Below are 23,198 nucleotides of genomic sequence, written 5' to 3' on the forward strand. Positions count from 1 at the left end.
ACTAATTTATTTAGCAGAAAAACCGGCTGCTAGAGGTGCTGCTGCAGGAATGCCTTTGTCTTTTTAAATGTGTCGGTCAGCTCTGGCTCCCCCCAGCCATGACCGGCCTCGGGATAGATCACTTTTTGAAAAGGGACCTGCTGCTGTTGCAGTTTAGCGGCCAGCAGGTCGGCCTGCGACGCTGGTACCAGCGGGTCCTTGCCTCCCTGAAAGAGCAGTGTAGCCGCCGCACCGCTACCTGCAAAATGGACAGGACTGGCCGCTTCATAACGATCCGGTACCTGGTCGGGAGTGCCCCCGATTACAGGAACCAGCAGCGGACCGGCCATTGCGGAATTGGTACGGTACAGCGCTGTAAGATCCGTAGGTCCTGCAATGGATATCACTGCCCTGCAATCACCGGTATGGTCCTGTTTATACGCGTGTAACAGGGCCAGATGCGCACCCGCACTTACGCCCAGGAGCGCCGTTGTAGCGGATACTGCGTATGCTCTTCGCTTTGCATTGAAAAAATCAAGTGCAGCTTTCACATCATTTTCCTGGGTGGGAAACAGGTTGGTATTGTTTTTATACAGCCGGTAGTTGAGATTGACAACGGCATAATCCGGAAGTTCCTTTGCCAGGTAGGTGGTGATAAAAGCATCAAACTCGGCTTTGTCGCCACCAGCCCAGGCGCCTCCATGGATCAGCACTAATACCCTGGTGGTGGAAGACGATCTGTTGGCAGGCAGATAGATATCCATCTTTTGTAAGGGATCATCGCCATAGGCCAGGTTTTTATACACAGCCGGTTCGGTGGCGGTAACGGGTGCACGATCGGTTTTGGAGCAGGAACAGATAAAAAAAAGAAGAAGGAATAAAAAGCCTGTATTTTTCATACGTTCGTATTGGAGCCTTCCGGCAGGCGGGTTAAAAAAACAACGGAAACGGATCCGCTCCGGATCATCGTTTTTATTTCAGGAACCGCTTCAGCTGCTGCAAAAAGTTTACCAAAAATTAAGCCGCGCGTCGACGCAGCACGGCTGTTATCAGTAACGAGAGAAGCAAATACCCTGCAACAAAGATCCAACCGCCCGTCATATAATTTTTCAGAAGGAACCAGTCATTGTAATGCCAGATAATGCCCGCACCACAGATGACTTTTAATCCTTCCCAGATCCAGGTAAAAGGATTCCCGTCCATCAGCTCTGCCAGGGCATATACAAAAAGAAAAATGAACAGGCCGTAATAAAAGATGCCGGGAGCGCCAATGGCGGCAATATTGCCAAACAGGAAGCAGATAAAAAAAAGGAGTGCTGCCAGCTGTATCCACAGCCAGGTCTTTACGGCAGGGGACAGATAGGGGTCGTATTTTTCGAACTGATAAACGTTTTCAATTTTATGGACGGGATATTTTTCGATCATATCCGGCGGACGCCAGCCGGTGGGCATCAGCCAGATGCGGAATTTATCCTTCCAGCTCCGGGTACGCCATGCATCTTTTATCAGCAGTGCCACATGCTGAAAATTTATTTTCACCGGGTTCCAGGTACTTACCGGGCGGGTAATGCCATATACCGGCGGCTTGTCCGGAAGTTCCTCCTGGTAAGTACCAAACAATTTATCCCAGAAAATAAAGATCTGTGAATAGTTTTTGTCAAGATATTCCGGGTTGATCGCGTGATGCACCCGGTGAAGGGAAGGCGTTACGATAATCTTTTCGAGCACGCCCATTTTTTTTATAAACCTGGTATGATACCAGAACTGCGCAAACAGGTGAAGCGGTGCCACCACAGCGATCACCTTTGCCGGCACACCCAGCAGGGCGGCCGGCAGCAGGAAGATTACAAAAATATTGGCGAAGCCGGAAATGCTCTGGCGCAGGGCGCAGGCCAGGTTGAACTCTTCGCTGCTGTGGTGCACGAGGTGACCATTCCAGAAAAAATTATATTCATGTTGTATCCGGTGCACGCAATAGCCGGAAAAGTCGAGCACCATAAAAGCGATGACATAAGTGAGCCAGGAGGTCTGCAGGTGCATCAGGGCCCAGTGGGTCACCATCCAGGAATAGGAATAGATCACGATACTTAAGCCCAGTACATCTTTGGTGATATTGGTAACACCGCTGAGCAGGCTGCTGATCACATCATTGGTGCGCATACCTTTCTGCTCCCGGTGCCAGGCATATCCCATTTCCAGCAGTACGAGTACCAAAAAAGAGGGGATGGCGATCAGTAATATTTTACCATATGTTTCCATATCAACAGCGTTACCAAATTTACTAAAATACCAGATGCCGTGCAGGATATTTATGCGGATGCAGGTGCAGCCCGGGCATAAAAAAAGGAGCCATTACGGCTCCCTTTTATTTGGGGTACGAACGATTAGTTGTCAGCAACGGCCTGAACTGTTTTGGAGTATTTGGAAGTGCCGTCGGTATCGTACTGAACGATCCGGACAAACACTTTTTTTGCAGAGGGATCCAGTGCCTGGTCTGTCTTCTTACAGGAAACACCCATGGTTACCAGTCCGATAAAGCAGACCACGGAAAGCAGTTTCCGCCTGTTCTTCAGGAACAGTAATCCCAGGAACGCTATGGAGAACAGCGAAGCTCCCATCAATCCTGCGGCGGTATTTAATGAGCCCGAAACAGCATAGCTGAGCTCCTGGCTGGAGTTGCCGCCGGCAGCCTTTGTTTTTACTGTAGCCCATTTTACAAACTTCATTCCATCGGTGGAAACTTCCACATCAAAATGATGGTTGTTCTCTTCGGTTTCCGTTACCCAATTGACGGTCAGCTGGTCACCGCTGATCCGCGCATTGATCGCACCGAAATTCACCGCCAGCACCAGCGGGTACATGCCGAAGTTGACATGCTGGATGCCGGACTCAGGAACCGTACCGGTAAACTTGATCTGGAAATCGGTTTTGTTACCAACAGGTGAAACATTGTTTCCTGCTTTTGTCAGATCCTTTCCGGTTTTTATATAGCCTACAGGAGGTGTGCCGGTGAGGTCGGACAGGGTGGTACCAACTGCAAGATCATGTGCCGTGGCCACCAGCCGAGCATTCAGATCGGTAAGACTCACATTGACGGGTACCTGTGTGATGGTATAGGCTCCGTCCACTACGGGGGCTTTCTCAATGATCCTGTTGTCGGCATCGATCAGGTATACAAACATACCGGTGCCTGTGAAAACCGGTTCCGCCGCCTCCTGCAAGCCATTCTGATTCACGTCCTGGAAGATAACACCGGTTACCGGTGCATCGGGTACCCGGAGCAGGTGATCCTCTACTTCGCCGCCGGATGCCACTCCGATGGATCCTTCATCAATGGCCGTTGATGTATTGTCGTCGGGGATGGCCTGCGCCAGCCGCAGGCGCATCGGGTAGCTTTTAAATGGCTGGAAGGTGCCCGGCAGGTTCGTGAAATTAAGTGTTACATTACCCGTCTGATTATTGGGGACATTTACGGCTGTACCTCTTTCACTGGCTTCAAAGATGCCGTTCTTGTTGATATCGATCCAGGCCCAGAGCGTACCGGCTGCGCCGGACTTGTTTTGCACGGGAATGGAGAAGGTTGCCTTGTTGGCCCCTGCAATGATGGTGGCTTTATAAGGATTGGGTAAACCGTCTTCATCTTTCAGATCGTGGATGTCGTCTCCCAGCAAGTCATCGCTGTAGAACTGGTCGGCATCATTATCTGCCAGTGTGCCGATCGTGAATTTAGGTGCATTCCTGTTGGCCAGGGATAAAGAAGCCAGTTTAATATCGGTACCGATAGCAGGTGCCCCGTTACTGAAAGAAACATCCAGCTCATGGCTTACAGTGCCGTAAGAGAGCGGGGCATCACCAAAATCATAAGTGCCGATAAAGCCGATGGCAATGGCCTGTACGCCGCCGCCTTTCAGGTCTACATCGATCTGGTTGGCTCCCTGGGAGAACCAGATCATTTCACCTGGACCCTCGCCGGTTCTGTCCGGGTTATGCCCCATTACGGTTTTGCCGCCGTTGGAGACATTGGCCACCGTACGGAAAGAGGTAGACCGGTACGGACCTGCATATGCATTCTGAACCTTATCAAAAGCCTGCCATGCCGCAACGATTGCTGCTGCATCGCTGTTGCCTGCTGTAAAACTTTCGGATTCCCTGTAGGGGCTGGTAGGACTGCCGCCAAGCGACTCGGCACCAACCGCCACCATCCCAAGGATCGAAATGGGTTTATTGCCCAGGCGTGCGGTGACCGTCACCCTGAAGTTCACCCGCTGCCCGTCGGTAGCATTGCGGATACCGATCACGGAATTGTGAGCATCCACCTTATTGTCATATACATCGGAAAGCGGACTGGTCCTGTAATTATAGGAGCCGGTATATTGATTGGCATTGTTGATGGACTGGCTGAACCAGTTATACCCCGTCTTTACATCATCGTAAGGCCATTGTCCCGGCGTGTAGGATTCAAGATTATTATTGTTGTTGTTGATCTTGGTGATCTTAATCGTGTAAACAATCCCCTGGGGAGTGTTGACAACGCGTTCTGCTCCGGAGGCGATGGCATCTCCGGGGCGGCCGTCGTCATTCACATCCCAGTTGATCCAATAGATACTTCCGCGGTAATTACCATTACCTCTTTTAGCTACGGAGGCTCCGAAGTACTGACCGAAAGTGGTGAAGGTGCTTAAGAAAAAGCATAGCAAGGTCCCTATCACAGGGGCATGAATTTTTTTCATACTAAACTGGATTTACAAGTGGTGAATCGAATGTGTTGTCAAAGGATTATTGGTGCCGGTGCTCCTTTGTCATAGTTCTTATCTGGACGCAAAAGTATAGGGGCTGGGATAACAGAAGCAGTGTATTCGATCAGGTTATGAGTATTTTCGATGGGGCAGCTTTTTTTTTCGATAAAAGGGCCGGCTGTTTTTTTATTAGGGCAGCCGTTTGCATGCTTACCTGCCGGAACGCATTGCCTTCACAATTTTCAGCGTTTTATCTGCAGCCAGTTTTTTATAGTTTGATGTTTCAACACCAAAAATAGCAACTTTGCCTGCCGCATCACAGTGTACGCCCCAGCCGTAGCGTTTTGTAAGCGGCGAAGCACGCAGACAGGGTTGTCCTTTTGAAAAGTACGCCTCTCTTGCCGCCTTTAGTTGGCTCCGGGGGATCTGGTTCTTTACAGCGAAGCAGTGAAACAATACATCATCCGATGTGAAAGTGTATGGGTTTTCCATGATCATTTCAAACTGAAGATTGGCTGCTGTTTTTCCTGAAAGTTTCAGCGGTGGAACTTCGGCCGTCTTGACCGGACAATCGGGGGCAACTTCAATAAATGTATCCTGGTAGTTTGTTGTATGCTGTTTCATATTTACGGAGGGTTTGATCCTTACGCACAATTTTAACGAACGCCGAATTGCAGGCAGTCAAATCTATGACAAAATCCGGAATGGTGTCAATGGCAGTGTTGGAAGAAGCTCAATGCTTTATTCCCGCCGGCGGATAACGGGACTGTCTTTGTTTTTCTGCCGGACGGCGATATGTGAGGATCCGGCAGTTGCTGAAAATATAAAAATGAAGTATCTTTTAGTTTGTAAAAACATAAAAATCAAAAATTTGAATATTTTATTTTTTAAAATATTTTTTTTGAGATTCGTAATTTCCCCCGTAAATGTCGTTGAAAAAACAGGCACTTTTTTCTATTTTCGGTAGGTACCGGTTGTCGGTTTCAGGAAGCACGTCATGTAAAAACAGTTTCGGGCTTATATTGATCCGGTAGTAATACATCGTGATGAAAATGACCGATCTTCCCGTGTAAAAGGAATGCCTCTTTCCGCCCGTGTTTGTGGCGCAACCTGAACGATTCTTAAGAATAAAAAATAATAACGATGATGCTTATTCAGAAACTTCTTGCTGCATTTTTAGTTGCTTTATTTATAATGCCGCAGGCGGATGCCCAACCGGCGATGCGCCCCGTTGAGAAAACAGGATACCGTATTCCTGCCGTCTGCGAAATCCGGTTGCCCGAAACAGACCGGCTGACGGGCTACCTGGGAGCGCGCTATGATCTTAATCTGAAGAACCGGCTGTTGAAAATTGATGAAAAGGGAATACTGGAAGGCTTTGTATCACGTCCCGGAAAACAACGCTGGATCGGCGAGCATGCAGGGAAATATCTTGAAGCGGCTGCCAATACCTGGCTGATCACAAAGGACAGGGAGCTGAAAACCCAGATGGACCGGATTTTTACCACGCTGATCCAAACCCAGCTGCCGGATGGCTATCTGGGTACTTATCTTCCGGATAGTTACTGGAGCTCATGGGATGTATGGGTGCATAAATATGACCTGGTTGGTCTGCTGGCCTATTATAACGCCACAGGGAATGCCAGGGCCCTGGAAACGGCCGTAAAAGTGGGTGATCTGCTGGTAAAGAAATTTGGCGATGCGGACGGGCAAAAGGATATCATAAAGGCCGGTTCGCATGTGGGTATGGCCGCTACTTCTGTGATCGATCCGATGACGGAGTTGTATCGATGGACCGGGGATCAGCGGTACCTCGATTTTTGCCGCTATATCATACGGTCATATGATCATGCCGGCGGGCCTGCCATCATCAACACCCTGCTGAAGGAAAAGCAGGTGATTAAAGTAGCCAACGGAAAAGCATACGAAATGTTGTCGAACCTGGTAGGCATTGTAAAACTATACCGGCTTACCGGTGAGCCGGATTATCTGAAAGCGGCCCGGTATGCATTTGATGATATCGTATCAAAACGGCTGTTCATCACCGGCACTACCAGCGATCATGAACATTTTATCGCCGATGGTGTGCTGAAGGCGGATACTTCAGCACATATGGGCGAAGGATGTGTGACCACGACCTGGATCCAGCTGAACATGCAATTATTTGCCATCAGCGGGGAGCTGAAATATTATAATGAAATAGAACGTGCTGTTTACAACCAGCTGCTGGCGGCAGAAAACCCGGCAACCGGCTGTGTGAGCTATTATACACCGCTGATCGGTGAAAAACCCTACCGCTGCCATATCACCTGTTGCCTGTCGAGTGTACCGCGTGGCATTGCATTACTTCCCTATCTGAATTATGTCAGGTTGAATAACCGGCCGACATTACTGCTCTACGAAGCCGCTGCCATAAAGGATCAGGTACGAACGGCAGCGGGAAAGGAACTCCCGGTATCACTTTTGGTCAGCAGTGATTTTCCGGACAAAGGCAGTGCAACGATAAAACTGAGTATTCCTTCGACAGCAAGGTTTGCATTACAGCTCAGGGTACCGGTTTGGGCAAAGGCCTTCAAAGCAGTGGCCGGTGGCCGTACCTATACCGGCAAAGCGGACAAGCTGATCATTATAGACCGGAACTGGGAAAGGGAAAATAAGATATCGGTTTCATTTGAAATACCGGTGCAGGCATTGCCGGGCGGACAAAGTTATCCCGGTGCTGTAGCCGTTCAGCGGGGTCCCCAGGTACTGTCGGTGGATCAGTCGCTGAATCCTTCTCTTGATCCTGCTGCATTAAATCTCAATACCGCTTCCGGCATAAAGCTGCGGCAAGCCCGTGAAACACTTCCGGCAGAATGGATCGGCAAACAGGCTTATGCCACCACATTCAGGAACGCTGCCGGTCAGCCGCAGTCCCTGATACTGGTACCCTATGCAGAGGCGGGGCAAACCGGTGGTACTGCTAATGTATGGATAACTGTCCGGCCTTAAAAAATGCGGGCAGTCAAAACAACGTGCTGCTCATATCCTCAGGCACGTGGAGGGACGTATGCAGGGCCCACCGTATGAACTGACCGGTATCCGGTCATTATGTATTTATGCCACAGGATAAGAAGCCAGCTCCTTCTTCAAAAGAAGTGCCGTTACCGATACGGGCTGTTTACCCTTAAAGTATATATTGTTTATGCCCCCGTCCCGGGAGGCTGTGGTCCGTCACTGCAGAAAAGCTACACCAAAACACCCTGCATTTCGAACGGTCAAAATTGTATTACAAATAGCCTTAAATGTTGAAGCAAGATTTAGCGACTCATAATATTTTCGTTTTAATTAGCGATACGATCCTTGTATAAACGTTACGATTGCTTGCGTGATATCAGCTGCCGGATACAGCCTCTGTAAGGGGTTGCAGCGAAGGCGTTTTGTTTCACGTTTTTTGGGAATAGTACCCGCATCCGGATCCACGGAGCTGGCCATTCGCAGGGCAGTTGCATGTCCTTTGTACATGGCTTAAAGAAAATGACGGCGATCGCTTATTAAGATCATCTGAAAATGATTTGGAAATGAAAATAAAACCCCTACTGCGTTGTCTTACATTAAAAACAGGTGCCCGTTCCGGATTTATTTTTTGCTGTACTTTTTTATTTGTGGCAGCAAACGGGCAGCAGCAGGATACTGCCCGGGTATTTGGTAAAGTACTGAATGAGGATGGCAAACCGGTAAGTAATGCATCGGTTGCGGTCAAAGGCACTAATACCGGAACACAGACGGATCCGAATGGTAACTTCCTGATCGCCGCAGCGGGTGGCGACAGCCTCGTCATATCAGCGGTAAATTATTTGTCCCGGTCTGTTCTTACGGAAAGGGGAACGGAACTCACCGTTATCCTGAAACCGGATCAGCAGGGGCAGAACCTGGGTGAGATAGTGGTAGTGGGTTATGAAACCCGAAAAAAAGAACAGGTAGTAGGGGCGGTAACAACCGTAAAACCAGAGGACCTTCGGATACCGACAAGCAACCTCACCACGGCCCTGGCAGGAAAAGTAGCGGGCGTGATCGCCTATCAGCGCACGGGAGAACCCGGTGCGGATAATGCCGATTTCTTTGTGAGAGGGGTTACCACCTTCGGGTATAAGAACGGACCGCTGATCCTGATCGACGGCATCGAATCTTCCAGTACCGATCTGGCACGGTTGCGGGTGGATGATATCGCTTCCTTTTCCATCCTGAAGGATGCCACGTCCACGGCGGTTTACGGGGCAAGAGGAGCCAATGGAGTGATCCTCGTAAACACGAAGCGGGGTAAGGTGGGTAAGGCCAAGATCGAACTGCGGGCAGAGAATTCTGTTTCAACGGCCACAAAAAATATCGAGCTCGCTGATCCGGTAACCTATATGAAAATGGCGAACGAAGCGGTGCTGACGAGAGACCCGCTGGGCAAGATCCTTTATTCGGATGATAAGATCAACCGTACCGGAAAGGAAGGCTCCAGCCCTTATATCTATCCGGCTAACGACTGGCGCAAACTGCTGTTTAAGGATTATGCCAACAACCAGCGGTACACCCTTAATGTAAGCGGTGGCGGTGGTGTGGCGCGGTACTTTGTCTCAGGCGGACTAAGCGAAGACCATGGCGTACTGCGGGTAGATAAGCTGAACAATTTTAATAACAATATCAATCTGAAAAGTTTTTCCTTGCGCTCAAATGTAGACATTGATGTAACGAAGACCACGATGCTGACAGTAAGGCTCTACGGGAATTTTGATGATTACCAGGGCCCCATCTATTCGGGGAATGATATGTACGGTATGATGATGCATTCCAATCCGGTTCAGTTCCCCGCCACTTTTCCCAGCGATTCGGCGCATGCATTTGTGCGGCATATCATGTTTGGTAATAATGTAACACAGGGGCAGCAGGGAAGCCTGTACCAGAACCCTTACGCAGAAATGGTACGGGGCTACCGCGACTGGAACCGTTCGAATATGATGGCCCAGATGGAAATCAGACAAAACCTGGGCAGCTGGATAAAGGGGCTGAACCTGCGGGGTATGTTCTATGTGAACCGGTATTCCTATACTACGGTTACCCGGTCTTATAATCCGTTTTATTATGAGATCGCTTCCTATGACCCGGTTTCGCAGCAATACAATATAAATGTCATTAACTCTTCTTCCAATCCCAACCCGGTTGGTCCCATCGGCACCGAGTACCTGGGGTTCACTGCCGACCCGGATCTCAGGGAGATCAACTCCAATTTCTATGGGGAGGCGGTACTGAACTATGATAATGTTTTTAACGGGAAACATTCGGTAAGCGGCATGCTGGTAGGGATCCTGCAACAGCGGCTGAATTCCGCGGCGAATTCCCTGCTGAACTCCCTGCCGTTCCGGAACTCGGGCCTGTCGGGCCGGTTTACCTACGGCTATAAAAGCAGGTATTACGGAGAATTCAATTTTGGATACAACGGCTCGGAGCGGTTCCATCAATCCAGGCGGTTCGGTTTTTTCCCATCAGCTGGTGTCGCCTGGACGGTTCATAATGAAAAATTCTTTGATCCGCTTAAAGAAGTGATCACCACATTAAAGCTCCGGTATACTTACGGGCTGATCGGAAACGATGCGATCGGCTCACCCTCCGATCGCTTCTTTTACCTTTCGGAAGTAAATATGAATTCCGATGACCGGTATGCCCAGTTCGGAAGAGGTGATGCGGGAGCCGTGAAAGGATTGAACGGAGTACTGATCACCCGTTATGCCAATGAGGATATTACCTGGGAGAAATCGTACCAGCAGAACCTGGGGATCGAGCTTGGTGTGCTCCGCGCTGCAACCCTGAATATCGATCTTTTCAAACAGCACCGGAAGAACATTCTTATGACCCGTGCCTATATACCCGGCACGATGGGATTGTCGGCCCCGGTGAGAGCCAATGTGGGTGAAGCTACTTCCCAAGGAATTGACCTGTCGTTGAACCTGAGCCAATCATTTAACAACGGCCTGTTCCTTTCGGGTATGGGAAATTTTACCTATGCTACCAATAAGTATGCGGTATTTGAAGAACCCTTTTATAAAGAGCGGTACCGGTCACAGGTCGGACAAAATATCAATCAGCAGTTCGGGTATATTGCGGAGCGCCTGTTCGTGGATGATGAGGATGCCCGGAACGCGCCCAACCAGAATTCGGCTTATCCCGTCCGGGGCGGGGATATCAAATACCTGGATGTAAACCGCGACGGCCAAATAACGGATGCAGACCGGGTGCCTATCGGTTATCCCACAGTACCGGAGATCGTATACGGTTTTGGGGTTTCGGCCACCTATAAGAACATTGATCTTTCTGTTTTCTTCCAGGGTCTGGCGCACGAATCTTTCTGGATCGATTATGCGGCGTTGTCCCCTTTTGTAAATGAAACGCAGGTGATGAAGGTGATCGCAGATGATTACTGGAGCGAGCAACACCAGAACAGCTATGCCTTCTGGCCGCGGTTGAGCAACTATATAAATCCCAATAATAACAGGCCCAGTACCTGGTTTATGAGAAACGGCAGTTTCCTGCGGCTGAAGACTGCGGAGCTGGGGTATACATTGCCGCAGCACCTCACAAAGAAGATCCATGCATCTGCTGTCCGTATTTATTTCAGCGGGAATAACCTGCTGACCTTTAGCAAGTTCAAACTCTGGGATGTTGAAATGGGGGGTAATGGCCTGGGATACCCCATTCAAAAAGTATACAACATCGGTCTTCATATCCGGTTTAATTAAACTCTTTAAAATACATCGTATGAAAAAGCTGGCTTTTGTTCTGATCATACTATCAGGTTTGTCTTCCTCCTGTAAGCGTTACCTGGATATTGTGCCCGATAATGTAGCCACATTGGACAATGCATTTTCGCTGCGCGGGGAAGCAGAGAAATATTTATTCACCTGTTATTTCTATTTGCCCCGGGAATCGGATTATAATGGTTCTCCTGCATTGCTGGGGGGCGATGAAATATGGGAGCTGCCGGATATTAACACCACAAGCATCTATAGAAACCTTGCACAGGGGAATCAGAATGTACTCGAACCCATCGGAGGGGAATACTGGAACCGCATGTATATGGGCATCCGGGACTGTAATATTTTTTTATCGAATATCGGGAGGGTGCCGGACATTCAGCCTTACGAACGGCAGCAATGGATCGCGGAGGCAAAATTCCTGAAGGCCTATTATCATTTTATACTGCTGCGCATGTACGGTCCTGTTCCGCTGGTAAGGGCCAACCTGCCCATTTCTGCAGGGCCCGATGAAGTAAAAGTATTCCGGGAACCGGTGGATACCTGCTTCAATTATATCGTGCAGCTGCTGGATGAAGCAAAGGATGACCTGCCTCAGGTGATCAATGATCCGCAATACTTCGGTAAGATCACAAAGCCGGTAGCCTACAGTTTAAAGGCAAAGATCCTTACTTATGCAGCCAGTCCGTTATTTAACGGGAATGCAGAGCAGGCAACATTAAAGAATGCAGACGGCAGGCAACTTTTTAATACTGCTTATGATGAAAAGAAATGGCAGCGTGCGGCTGAAGCGTGTAAAGAAGCCATCGGGGTTTGTGAAGCGGCAGGTATAAAACTTTACGAACAGCCAAAGAACCTGTTACAATATGAATTGAGTGATACCATGCAGGTGCAGCTGGGGCTCCGGAAGGCCGTAACAGAAAAATGGAACAGTGAGATCATATGGGCCAATACCCAGAGCTGGAACAGCTGGTTTCAAAACCTGGCTTCGCCGGACTGGGACCCAAGTCCGCAGGCCCGCGTATGGATGGACAACCGGTACAACGCGCCCCTCAAGATCGCTGAACAGTTCTATACCAAGAACGGGCTGCCGATCAGTGAAGACAAAACATGGGATTACCAGGCCCGTTATACCACCCGGACCGCCACAACACCATACCGTCTGTATCTCAAAACAGGTTATACCACTGCCGCGCTTAATTTTGACCGGGAGCCCCGGTTCTATGCCTACCTGGGCTTTGATGGCGGTATCTGGTTCGGGCAGGGAAAATTTGATGATAAAAAAGACGGGGAATTGTTCTATCTCCAGACAAAGCTGGGTGACCCTTTGGGGAAATCTTCGGCTTTTACCGGCCCGGTAACGGGCTACTCGCTCAAAAAACTGATCCATCCCGAAAACCTGCGCGCCACTACCAGCTATACGATCGTGCAATATCCCTGGCCACTGATGCGACTGGCAGACCTGTATCTTTTATACAGCGAATGCCTGAATGAAGCAGCGGGCCCGTCACCCCTGGTGTTTCAGTACCTGAACAAAGTGCGTGCCCGTGCAGGGGTCCCGGATGTGGAAAAAGCCTGGACCGAATTTTCAAGAACTCCTTCAAAGATCACCGGCAAAGACGGGGTACGGCAGATCATCCACCGCGAACGTCTGAATGAACTGGCTTTTGAGCAAAACAGGTTCTGGGATCTGCGAAGATGGAAAGAAGCTGTAACGGAAATGAACCGGGCGATCAGCGGATGGAATGTTTATGGCTCCGATGTGGCCAGTTACTACAGGGCTACAACCCTCTTTGTGCCACGCTTTGGACTCAAGGATTATTTTTTTCCGTTGTCGGAATATGAACGGAATGTAAACCCCAATCTTGTACAAAACATCGGATGGTAAATGCTTAAAAGAACCGATATGTTAAAAATGAAACAGCTTTTCCCGTTGGTCATCACTTTGCTGGTGGTGCTGGGCTGCAAGCGACAGGACAATTATATCAATTATACGGATGCAACGCTTCCGGCCCCCGCGCAGGTATATGACCTCCGGGTGACTTCGGTGGCCGGAGGCGCATATATCGTGTATAAAGTACCCGGGGATTCAAATTTACGGTATGTAAAGGCCGTTTATGAAACGGCTCCGGGAACAAAATGGGAGGTAAAGGCTTCTTATTTTAATGATACCCTGAAAGTGGAAGGCTTTGGTGATACTTCAATACATGAGGTGCAGATTTACAGTGTTGGCAAAAATGAAAAAGAATCGAGCCCTGTTGTGGTGCAGGTAAAACCATTGTTGCCGGCGATCATGTCGGTGTACAAAACAGTTGCAATCTCCGGTACTTTTGGCGGGGTGAATGTCCGGCTTCAGAATCCCGGTCGTTCCAACCTGGCGGTGGTAGTGCTGCACGATCCGTTAAAGGATGGTAACCTGAAGGAACTGACCACTTATTACTCTGCTGCGGACCGGATCAGTTTTTCTGTACGGGGGATGGATACGACCGATAAAAAGATCTCCCTGTATCTGCGGGATCGCTGGAACAATAAAACGGCTGCCACCACCGCCCTGATAAAACCGCTGTACGAAGAGCTGATCGATAAGGCGTCATGGAAGCCGCTATACCTCCCCGGCGATACCTATGACTATGTGGAAGGCTATGTATTGCCAAAGCTCTGGGACAACGGGCTGGGCTACTGTTGCCTGTTTGCCTCCAAGGGCTATACCTTCCCGCATACGATCACTATTGATTTTGGAAAACAGGTCGTCCTGAGCCGGATGAAGACCTGGCAGCATCCCGAATCACCCTATAACGGACCAAGCGTGAAAGAGTTTGAGGTTTGGGGCAGCAATACATTTAATCCCGACGGTGATTATGAAGATCCTGTTACCAAAACCTATCGCAGCAACTGGGTCAGACTGGGCGTGTTCAGTTCGTATAAACCTTCCGGTGCCCCACTGGGGACAGTGACCAATGAAGACCGGGATTACGCACTGAACAAAGGTGAGGACTTTGAGTTTGAGGCAGGACTGCCCGCCGTAAGATATCTCCGGTTTAAGACCACCGCCACCTATGCCAATACTGCAGGACAACAGGGTGCGGTAGTACTTCAGGAGCTTACCCTTTGGGGGCAGGAGATAAAATAATTTATAGAAATCAATTGCACTAAAATGAATGATCTGATCAAAATTGTTTGCGGCGCCGTTTTACTGCTGCTGATCGCCGGATGCAAAAAAATGGATGATACGTACAGGGAGTATGTGGTTCCGCAAGGCATTACCTATGCAGAACGGCCAAAGAATGTAAACACCTATTCCGGGCTCCGGAGGGTCCTGTTCCGGTGGCCCGCACCGGTTGATCCTTCTGTGGCCGCCGCGCGTATCTACTGGAATAATTTTTCCGACTCGGTGGAGTTCGCAATACCCAAAAATGCCGATACCGTTTCTTATATGTTGAACATCCCGGAAGGTGCCTATTCCTTTATCATTAAAACATTTGATGAAAAACAAAACACATCGGTGCCGGTAGAAGTACAGGGCCGGTCCATCGGTGAAACATTTTTGTCGAATATGTTCGACCGCCCGCTGAACCAGGTCTTTGTAGATAACCGGGACGGACAGTTGCGGTTGTCGTGGGGCAGCGCCGATGTTTATAACGGAAGCATTGGTCAGGAACTGACCTATACCGGCAATAATAACAAGATCAAGACGGTATTCCTTCCAGCGGAAGAAGGTCAGACGGTGCTGGATGATTATAAAAGAGGCGGCGACCTGTTTTATACAACCCTTTACCGTCCCGATTCCACATCGATCGATACCCTGAAAACAGCAGCAGTGAAAATACCGGGTGCAGATGTCCGGTACCGGCTGGATCCGTCTAAGTTTGGTGAACTGATCCTGGATAATGATGCACTTTGCCAGTACCCCCAGCTGGGCTGGAAGCTGAGCCAGATCTGGAGCGGTATTACCAACCAGGATCCGGGGTATCATTCTGCGGATCTGCCCAAGCCGCTACATATCACCTTCGATATCGGTACATCCGATTATGCAATATATTCTTTCCGTACCTGGCAGCGTACGGCCTACAATTCAGCTTTTACAGGAGGCAACCTTAAATCCTTTGCCCTGTGGGGAAGCAATCAGCCCGCACAGGACGGAAGCTGGGCCGGCTGGACGAAGCTGGGGACATTCAATTCCGGGCAGCATAATGTTACCGAGGGTGAACTTTTTTTGCTGCCTTCCGGGCTTCCCGCTTTCCGCTATATCCGTATACAGGCGCTTGCCACCTGGGACCCCAAACCGACGCAGGCCGTGTGGATCATGGGAATTGAGCTGATGGGTACCTATGCCAGATAAGTTCCGGGAGGAAAGTGGCTGCAACACCTTCAGACGGTTTTTTGTGCAGCCTGGTGCTGGTAGGCATTCCGGAATTGCTTGGGCGACATGCCTTTGACGGCGAGGAACTGGCGGTTGAAATACGATACGTTATTAAAACCGCTGGAAAAACATACATCTGTAATGCTGTTCTCCTGTTCGATCAGCAGCCGGCAGGCATGTCCTACCCGGATCTCATTTAAAAGTACAATAAATGTTTTCCGGGTTCTTTTTTTGAAATACCGGCAGAAAGCGGAAGCGCTCATGTTTACGATTCCTGCAACCGTTTCGGTGGAAATATCCTCTGTGAAATGATCCATTACAAATTCATAGATCTTATTGATGCGGTGTGAATCCTCTTTACTCAGTTGTACTGATTCCTGCGTGGAGAGTGTATGATAAGCGCCCGAAGCCGCGATCCGGTGCAGTATGGATAACAAGAGCAACAAACGTTCCATGCCTTGTGTGGCGTCCATCTTCAGCATTTTGGAGCTTACATCCTCCCGGCAACTGCCGGTTATCTCAAGTCCCATTGCAGCGCTGTCCAGCATCTCGCGTATCACACCCAGCTCAGGGGCCTGCAGGAACCCGTCCCCAAGGAAATGTTTTTCAAACTGGATAACGGTGGATGCCGCTTTAAGACCCGGTTGCCGGTGATAAAAAATATCATCACAGCGGTACCAGTGCGGCAGGTCCGGTCCGATCAGCACCAGGCTGCCCGGAGCAAAGTCGGTGATGGTATTGCCGATGAACTTTTTTCCGGAACCTTCATGGATGAGTACCAGCTCACATTCCGGGTGAAAATGCCAGGGGATATTGAAATAGGGCTCACTAAAATGCTGCAGTGCAAAAGAGGTATTCGTTAAAACGGGTACTTTCTGAAGAATCGCTTTCATATCTCTTTACAAAATTAATGACGGCTTATAAAAATAACTTATATTGGTCAAAATAGTATTACAATTCGCTTCAAATATTGAAGTCTTGTTTAGGTGTTTCATAATATTTTCGCCCTGCTTGCAATTCATTCAAATGTTATGAAAATAGTTCAATTACTGGGAAGCTTTTTATTGCTGTTTGCGGTTGCTGCTGCCAGGGGAACAACGGATTCATTGCCGCGGTCTTTTTCTATTGGCATCTTTTACGGACCGACTCCCGAACTTACCAATGATGAACAGTACCGCTTTATCAAAGAGGCGAATATTGATTTCATCCAGTACCTCGATGGCACACTGAAAGACGATACAGCCGAAGCCCGGCTGCGTAATTTCCGGCTCCTTGACCGGGCATCCCGGCATGGGTTGCAGTATTATGTTTATGATCCGCACGTAAAAGGAAACGAGGCCGATATTGCGGCAATGGTGGCACTTTATAAGAACCATCCGGGACTGGGCGGTTATTTTATAGTGGACGAGCCGGGAAAGGGCGCATTGGATTGGCCGGCCCGTGCTTATAGAACATTGGTGAAGTATGATCCTGTGCATCCGCCATCGGTCAACCTGTTGCCGGCGATCTATCCTGATTATGAGCAGGCATATGTTGAAGACTGGGTCCAAAAAGCAGGCAGGGGAAATTTGAGACAGCTTTCTTTTGACCATTATCCCCTGCTGGCCGATGGTTCCTTTGGTAAAGGATATTTTAATAATCTGGATATCATCCGGCGCGTGGGATTGCGCTACGGCATTCCCACGGCCACCTATCCGCAGTCGATGGGTATCCTGAATGCGTACCGGAGACCCAACAGCAGCGAGCTGCGTTACAGTGCTTACACGGCAGTCGCGTACGGGGTGAAGCAGCTGGTTTGGTTTACGTATAATACTCCGGTGCATCAGCCTTCCGAGCGGTTTACCAATGCAATAATTGACAGTACGGGTAAGAAGACCGATCTCTACCTGCCGTTTCAAAAACTAAATGCAGAACTGAAACTGCTGGGCGGCACCTTGCGTATGCTGGATGCCGTTGCTGTATACCATTCCGACACGCTCGATGGTACTGCCGGTCATACCCTTCCGGATAATTTTTTCTGGAGGCCCTCCGGCAATAAAAACCGCGTCATCGTGTCCCATTTCAGACATGCAGTAACCGGACAGTCCTTTATTATGGTGGTGAATAAATCTTTGGTAAGCAGGGATACCCTTGCATTTGTTATTGATAAAAAAATAAAAAAGATACGATGCCTGTCCGCACAGGACGGTAAACAACATCGTGTACATTATAAAGCGGGCAGCGGTCGGTTTGAAGAAGTTTTCTTACCCGGAGAGGGGCGGCTGTATGCGGTGGAAGGTGATCACTGATCCTGCAGCCGCTGTTTAAATTATTAACACATGCAAATTGAGAGCGGATTTCTGATGCCGCAACGGCAATATACGATTTTCATGATCGGGGCAGGTGGTATTGTGGAAGCCGCACATCTGCCGGCATACCGCAAAGCGGGCTGGGAAGTAGGCGGGATCTATGATCTTCAGGCGGACCGGGCGCGTTTACTGGCAGAAATGTTTTCGATCCCGGCAGTGTTTGAAACATTGCCGGCGCTGGTAACAGCTGCGGGCGCCGGGGTGGTATTTGATGTGGCGGTGCCGGCAACAGAACTGCCCGGCGTTATCCGGCAATTGCCGGACGGGGCAACAGTACTGATGCAAAAGCCCATGGGTACCACTATTGCCGAAGCACAACTGATCAGGGATCTTTGCCGTGAAAAGAAATTACTGGCCGCTGTAAATTTCCAGATGAAATTTATTCCGGCCATGATCGCGGCCCGTAACCTGATTGCATCCGGCGCGATCGGAACACTGCATGATATGGAGATCCGGATGAATATCTATCATCCCTGGCATTTATGGAAGTTTTTATATGGTATTCCACGTATGGAAATGCTGTATCACAGCATTCATTATGTGGATATGTTGAAATCGTTTTTCGGACTTCCGCAGAAAGTGTATGCCAGAACATTGAAGCACCCGCTAATGAAAGAACTGGCTTCAACAAGGTCGGTGATATTGCTCGATTATGGTGATCTCATCAAGGCTCACATCAACACCAATCACGGTCATGATTTCGGACTGAAGCACCAGGAATCCTTCGTGAAATTTGAAGGTACGGCAGGCGCTATAAAAACGACCCTCGGTCTCAATATCGATTATCCCAATGGAGTGCCCGATTCCTTTGAATACGTGATCCGGGAAGAAGGGAAGGATCCGGAGTGGAAATCGGTAACATTCCCCGGACAGTGGTTCCCGGATGCGTTTATAGCCTCCATGGCTGAACTGCTTTGCTATGCCGAGGGAAGTTCGGATAAGCTGATGAATCATTTTGAAAACGCCTATCAGACAATGGCGATCGTAGAGGCTGCCTATCAGTCGAACGAAACCGGCGGCACTACTGTAGCATATCAGCAATAGAATGATGATGAAGCCAATAAATAAATACAGCAGAATTATTACCGAAGATGAAAGTCAGCCCTCTTCACTGGCCATGTTATATGGTGCAGGTTTTAACGATGCCGATCTGCGCAAGGCACAGGTGGGTATCGCCAGCTCCGGGTTCGAAGGCAATCCCTGTAACATGCATTTGAATGCACTTTCCGAACTGATCAAGCAGGGGATAAGTGCCGCAGGGTTAAAAGGACTGGTGTTCCATACGATCGGGGTAAGCGATGCATTATCGATGGGAACCGCAGGGATGCGTTATTCACTGCCCTCGCGGGATATTATTGCCGACTCGATTGAAACCGTTGTGAGCGCGCAATGGTACGATGCGCTGGTGCCGGTAATGGGATGCGATAAGAATATGCCGGGAGCGATCATTGCCATGTGCCGGCTGAACCGCCCATCCCTGATGGTGTATGGCGGCACTATAAAAGCCGGGCAGTATGAAGGCAGGGCCATCAATATATTATCGACCCTGGAAGCTTACGGGGAAAAGCTTGCCGGAAGTATTAATGAAGAACAATTCCGCGGGATCATCCGGAATGCCTGTTCCGGTGCAGGCGCCTGCGGCGGCATGTATACCGCCAATACCATGGCGGTTGCCATTGAAGCGATGGGGCTAAGCCTGCCCTACAGTTCATCCAACCCGGCAGAAAGCAATGAAAAAAAAGAAGAGTGCCTGGCCGCCGGAGCCTTTGTCCGGAAGCTGCTGGAAAAGGATCTGAAACCGCGGGACATCCTTACCAGGGCTTCTTTTGAAAATGCGATCACAATGACAATGATACTGGGAGGCTCTACCAATGCGGTGCTGCACCTGATCGCCATTGCAAAAGCTGCGGGGATCGATATCGGGCTGGATGATTTTCAACGGATCAGTGATACGACCCCCCTGCTGGCCGATATGAAGCCCAGCGGGAAATATGTAATGAATGATATACACCTTGCCGGAGGAACGCCCCGCATTATGAAATTGCTGCTGGAGGAAGGCCGGCTGAACGGGGATTGTATGACGGTAACGGGCAACACCATTTCAGAGAACCTGAAGAACGTGCGCCCGCTGGATACGGCGGATGCCATTCTGCGGCCTTTTAGTGCACCATTGAAAAAGACCGGCCACCTGCAGATCCTTTATGGTAATCTTGCACCTGGGGGTGCTGTTGCCAAGATCACGGGAAAGGAAGGCGAGAAATTCGAGGGTCCGGCCAGGGTGTTCGATGATGAACCGTCTGCCATCGAAATGATCCGTAATAACGGCATCCGGCCCGGTGATGTAGTGGTCATCCGTTATGAAGGTCCGAAAGGCGGCCCGGGTATGCCGGAGATGCTGAAAACTACGGCGGCGCTTACCGGCGCCGGCCTGGGTAAGTCAGTAGCCGTTATAACGGACGGCCGTTTCTCCGGAGGAACACATGGGTTTGTAATCGGTCATGTCACGCCCGAGGCTTACGAAGGGGGCGTTATTGCATTGCTGAAGGACGGTGATCTGATTTCGATTGATGCAGTAACCAACACGATATCGGTACAGGTACCGGAAAAAGAACTGGAAAAGCGGAGGGCGCACTGGCAGGCGCCTGATAAGATACAGTACGGCGGTGTGTTATATAAATACCGGCATACAGTAAGCTCCGCATCCGAGGGGTGCGTAACGGATGCATTTGTACCGGCTGCTGCAGCAGCAGGAGCGTCCGCACAGAAAACAAAAATACTATCCGATGCTGTTAAAAATTAAAAACCGGCTGCTGCTTTTCCTGCTGTTTTTGGGGGCGGGTGATTTCACGGTGCTGCAGGCACAGGAACTGATCAGTAAGGAAGACCTGCTTTTTCTCAGGGGGCTTACAAAAGCAGTGCTCGACAGCGCGCGGCTGCTGCCGGGACAGGCGCTGCCGGAGCCTTTTGGTTCGAATAATACCGGCGGTACACTGGTGCGGCCGGGAGGCAGAGCTACCTATCCCGCATTCTGGATACGGGATTATGCTATGAGCCTTGAAACCGGGTTTATAAGCCCGGAGGAGCAAAGACATATGCTGCTGCTCACCGCGGCCACACAATGCGATCAGACATGGATCACCAGGGGAGGCAGCATGGTGCCTTATGGAGCCATTGCAGATCATATCCTGGCGAACAACAGTACCCCGGTTTACTTTGCCGGTACTTATGATGCGGAAGCCCAGGGCACGCCCGAGTTTGGGAGGTTCCCGCCGTATTGTGATCAGTTCTATTTTATAAAAATGGCGCATTATTATGTAAGCAGTACCGGCGACCGGTCGCTCCTGAGCAGAAACATCAACGGTGTTGCATTGTCCGACAGGCTGGAGACCGCTTTCAGAATTCCTCCGGCGCATCCCGGCGATCATATCGTTTACTCCGCAGAACATTACAGGGCCGTGGATTTTGGATTCCGGGATGCGATCCATATAACGGGCGACCTCTTATATCCTTCTTTACTGAAGTATGAAGCTGCGCTGCAACTGTCGGATATTTTTAAATGGAAAAAAGATCCTGCAAAAGTCCTGTTGTATCAGGCGATCGCTGCCCGTTTGAAGACGGCCATTCCGGAACGGTTTGCAACAGCAAACGGAATGCTGGTTGCGGCTACCGGCCAAAGCGCCCAGAAAGATGTATGGGGCACTGCATTTGCCATTTATCTTAATGTACTTTCCGGTGCTGCGGCACAACGGGCATCCCAAACACTTGCCACTGCATACGCGGCCGGCACCCTGGCTTATAAAGGAGCGATACGGCATGTCATTAAAACCGATGACTTCAATGAGAAGACGTCCTGGGAAGGAGCAATCCCGGAAGCCCCGTTGAATCAGTACCAGAACGGTGCCTACTGGCCCACACCGGTGGGCTGGGTAGCAATGGCACTGGAACGCTCCGGCAAAGAAAATGCGGCCAGGCTGGTGAAAGAATATATCGCGGAATTAAAAGCAACTGACTTTCGCAAGGGACCTTCCTTTGGCGGACCCCTGGAATGTTTTTATCCTCCTGCGTACACCCGCGGGCCGGTATACCTTACATCGGTTACCTGTCCCTATATTGTTTTAAACACAATGGTTAAAAGACAATAATGCGTATTATTGATGCTCATCTGCATTTGTGGGATATAAAACGGCTCCGCTATCCCTGGCTGGAAACCGTCCCTGCATTACAGCGCGATTTCCTTCCTGCCGATTACCAGGCTGCAGCTGCGGGGACACCCGTTGAAGCGCTGGTGGTGGTGCAGGGAGAATGCCTGCCGGAACGTTACCGGGAAGAGGTATTGTTTATACAGGAGCAGGTTCATACAGATACCCGCATACAGGCCCTGGTAGCGTATGCACCGGTTGAAGACGAACGATTACTGGAAGAAGCGCTGCAGTTTTTCAGCACCATACCACTTGTTAAAGGGGTACGCCGGATGTATGATGAAGCGCCTTCGTTATGTATACAGCCTTCTTTTATAAAAGGGCTGCACCGGCTGGCTGCCTGCGGGTACAGCTTCGATATCAGCGTAAAACCACATGCGCTGCCTGATACAATCTCAATGATCGTGCAATGTCCTCAAACACCGTTCGTACTGGATCATCTGGGTAAACCGGATATCCGGAACCGGGCCTTTGATACCTACCGTAAACATATTGATGCCTTATCAGCCCTTGAAAATGTTACGGCCAAGATATCAGGACTGGTAACAGAGGCACACTGGCAGAACTGGACGGCGGAAACCCTGCGGCCTTATATCGATTATGCTATTGATAAATTCGGATTTCAACGGCTGATGTTCGGAAGTGATTATCCCGTGGTACTGCTGGCCGCAACATACGATAAATGGCTGACCACCGTGCATGATGCGGTCAGGGGCTGCACCCCCGAAGAGGAAGCGGCATTGTTTTATGGCACAGCAAAACGGGTTTACAGGCTCTAGCCTGTTTCGTCCGTTGCCACT

Annotated in this window: 15 protein-coding genes; 10 read left to right on the forward strand and 5 right to left on the reverse strand. The window is 49.8% G+C overall.

Translation table 11 applies throughout. The annotated features are described in order from the left end of the window. Window positions 1-29 precede the first annotated feature (29 nt). The 4 genes from K7B07_RS16540 to K7B07_RS16555 form a co-directional block, all read right to left on the reverse strand. Window positions 30-878 (reverse strand): alpha/beta hydrolase, encoded by an 849-nt coding sequence (locus tag K7B07_RS16540; protein WP_223711580.1) that lies wholly within the window; start codon window positions 876-878, stop codon window positions 30-32. 118 nt (window positions 879-996) lie between these two features. Then, window positions 997-2,238: a sterol desaturase family protein gene (locus tag K7B07_RS16545; RefSeq protein ID WP_223711582.1), complete on the reverse strand. Its 1,242-nt coding sequence runs from the start codon at window positions 2,236-2,238 to the stop codon at window positions 997-999. A 125-nt stretch (window positions 2,239-2,363) separates the two neighbouring features. Then, window positions 2,364-4,709, reverse strand: a complete 2,346-nt coding sequence (locus K7B07_RS16550; RefSeq protein WP_223711584.1) for a CshA/CshB family fibrillar adhesin-related protein — start codon at window positions 4,707-4,709, stop codon at window positions 2,364-2,366. 216 nt (window positions 4,710-4,925) lie between these two features. Continuing rightward, complete coding sequence (locus K7B07_RS16555; RefSeq protein ID WP_223711585.1) at window positions 4,926-5,339, reverse strand: DUF6157 family protein; 414 nt, start codon at window positions 5,337-5,339, stop codon at window positions 4,926-4,928. Window positions 5,340-5,858: 519 nt separating this feature from the next. Between K7B07_RS16555 and K7B07_RS16560 the strand changes: the two genes are divergently transcribed. The 5 genes from K7B07_RS16560 (at window position 5,859) to K7B07_RS16580 (ending at window position 15,830) form a co-directional block, all read left to right on the forward strand. Next, window positions 5,859-7,706 carry a beta-L-arabinofuranosidase domain-containing protein gene (locus K7B07_RS16560; RefSeq protein ID WP_223711587.1) on the forward strand — a complete coding sequence of 616 codons (1,848 nt, stop codon included), beginning with the start codon at window positions 5,859-5,861 and terminating at the stop codon, window positions 7,704-7,706. Window positions 7,707-8,275: 569 nt separating this feature from the next. Then, entirely contained in the window at window positions 8,276-11,476 is a 3,201-nt protein-coding gene (locus K7B07_RS16565) for a SusC/RagA family TonB-linked outer membrane protein (protein ID WP_223711589.1), read from the forward strand. Window positions 11,477-11,495: 19 nt separating this feature from the next. Beyond that, complete coding sequence (locus K7B07_RS16570; protein WP_223711591.1) at window positions 11,496-13,379, forward strand: RagB/SusD family nutrient uptake outer membrane protein; 1,884 nt, start codon at window positions 11,496-11,498, stop codon at window positions 13,377-13,379. Window positions 13,380-13,397: 18 nt separating this feature from the next. After that, window positions 13,398-14,621 carry a DUF4959 domain-containing protein gene (locus K7B07_RS16575; RefSeq protein ID WP_223711593.1) on the forward strand — a complete coding sequence of 408 codons (1,224 nt, stop codon included), beginning with the start codon at window positions 13,398-13,400 and terminating at the stop codon, window positions 14,619-14,621. 24 nt (window positions 14,622-14,645) lie between these two features. Beyond that, window positions 14,646-15,830 carry a DUF4998 domain-containing protein gene (locus tag K7B07_RS16580; RefSeq protein WP_223711595.1) on the forward strand — a complete coding sequence of 395 codons (1,185 nt, stop codon included), beginning with the start codon at window positions 14,646-14,648 and terminating at the stop codon, window positions 15,828-15,830. A gap of 29 nt (window positions 15,831-15,859) precedes the next feature. Here K7B07_RS16580 and K7B07_RS16585 read toward each other — a convergent pair whose 3' ends face one another. Further along, window positions 15,860-16,744 (reverse strand): AraC family transcriptional regulator, encoded by an 885-nt coding sequence (locus K7B07_RS16585; protein ID WP_223711596.1) that lies wholly within the window; start codon window positions 16,742-16,744, stop codon window positions 15,860-15,862. 138 nt (window positions 16,745-16,882) lie between these two features. On the opposite strand from K7B07_RS16585, the gene K7B07_RS16590 reads away from it, so the two are divergent. The 5 genes from K7B07_RS16590 to K7B07_RS16610 are packed head-to-tail and all read left to right on the forward strand — an operon-like array spanning window position 16,883 to window position 23,177. Beyond that, window positions 16,883-18,139 carry a hypothetical protein gene (locus K7B07_RS16590; RefSeq protein WP_223711598.1) on the forward strand — a complete coding sequence of 419 codons (1,257 nt, stop codon included), beginning with the start codon at window positions 16,883-16,885 and terminating at the stop codon, window positions 18,137-18,139. A 30-nt stretch (window positions 18,140-18,169) separates the two neighbouring features. Next, complete coding sequence (locus tag K7B07_RS16595; protein WP_223711599.1) at window positions 18,170-19,243, forward strand: Gfo/Idh/MocA family protein; 1,074 nt, start codon at window positions 18,170-18,172, stop codon at window positions 19,241-19,243. A 7-nt stretch (window positions 19,244-19,250) separates the two neighbouring features. Further along, window positions 19,251-20,999 carry a dihydroxy-acid dehydratase gene (gene ilvD, locus K7B07_RS16600; RefSeq protein WP_223711601.1) on the forward strand — a complete coding sequence of 583 codons (1,749 nt, stop codon included), beginning with the start codon at window positions 19,251-19,253 and terminating at the stop codon, window positions 20,997-20,999. Further along, window positions 20,983-22,341 carry a glucosidase family protein gene (locus K7B07_RS16605; protein ID WP_223711603.1) on the forward strand — a complete coding sequence of 453 codons (1,359 nt, stop codon included), beginning with the start codon at window positions 20,983-20,985 and terminating at the stop codon, window positions 22,339-22,341. Before ilvD ends, K7B07_RS16605 begins: the two co-directional genes overlap by 17 nt. Continuing rightward, complete coding sequence (locus K7B07_RS16610) at window positions 22,341-23,177, forward strand: amidohydrolase family protein (protein ID WP_223711605.1); 837 nt, start codon at window positions 22,341-22,343, stop codon at window positions 23,175-23,177. Before K7B07_RS16605 ends, K7B07_RS16610 begins: the two co-directional genes overlap by 1 nt. Window positions 23,178-23,198: the final 21 nt, after the last annotated feature.

The organism is Niabella beijingensis (assembly GCF_020034665.1).
Lineage (GTDB): Bacteria > Bacteroidota > Bacteroidia > Chitinophagales > Chitinophagaceae > Niabella > Niabella beijingensis.

Coding starts and splice junctions, on each gene's coding strand:
- K7B07_RS16540 (WP_223711580.1), bottom strand. CDS start 878: ATGAAAAATACAGGCTTTTTATTCCTTCTTCTTTTTTTTATCTGTTCC.
- K7B07_RS16545 (WP_223711582.1), bottom strand. CDS start 2,238: ATGGAAACATATGGTAAAATATTACTGATCGCCATCCCCTCTTTTTTG.
- K7B07_RS16550 (WP_223711584.1), bottom strand. CDS start 4,709: ATGAAAAAAATTCATGCCCCTGTGATAGGGACCTTGCTATGCTTTTTC.
- K7B07_RS16555 (WP_223711585.1), bottom strand. CDS start 5,339: ATGAAACAGCATACAACAAACTACCAGGATACATTTATTGAAGTTGCC.
- K7B07_RS16560 (WP_223711587.1), top strand. CDS start 5,859: ATGATGCTTATTCAGAAACTTCTTGCTGCATTTTTAGTTGCTTTATTT.
- K7B07_RS16565 (WP_223711589.1), top strand. CDS start 8,276: ATGAAAATAAAACCCCTACTGCGTTGTCTTACATTAAAAACAGGTGCC.
- K7B07_RS16570 (WP_223711591.1), top strand. CDS start 11,496: ATGAAAAAGCTGGCTTTTGTTCTGATCATACTATCAGGTTTGTCTTCC.
- K7B07_RS16575 (WP_223711593.1), top strand. CDS start 13,398: ATGTTAAAAATGAAACAGCTTTTCCCGTTGGTCATCACTTTGCTGGTG.
- K7B07_RS16580 (WP_223711595.1), top strand. CDS start 14,646: ATGAATGATCTGATCAAAATTGTTTGCGGCGCCGTTTTACTGCTGCTG.
- K7B07_RS16585 (WP_223711596.1), bottom strand. CDS start 16,744: ATGAAAGCGATTCTTCAGAAAGTACCCGTTTTAACGAATACCTCTTTT.
- K7B07_RS16590 (WP_223711598.1), top strand. CDS start 16,883: ATGAAAATAGTTCAATTACTGGGAAGCTTTTTATTGCTGTTTGCGGTT.
- K7B07_RS16595 (WP_223711599.1), top strand. CDS start 18,170: ATGCAAATTGAGAGCGGATTTCTGATGCCGCAACGGCAATATACGATT.
- ilvD (WP_223711601.1), top strand. CDS start 19,251: ATGAAGCCAATAAATAAATACAGCAGAATTATTACCGAAGATGAAAGT.
- K7B07_RS16605 (WP_223711603.1), top strand. CDS start 20,983: ATGCTGTTAAAAATTAAAAACCGGCTGCTGCTTTTCCTGCTGTTTTTG.
- K7B07_RS16610 (WP_223711605.1), top strand. CDS start 22,341: ATGCGTATTATTGATGCTCATCTGCATTTGTGGGATATAAAACGGCTC.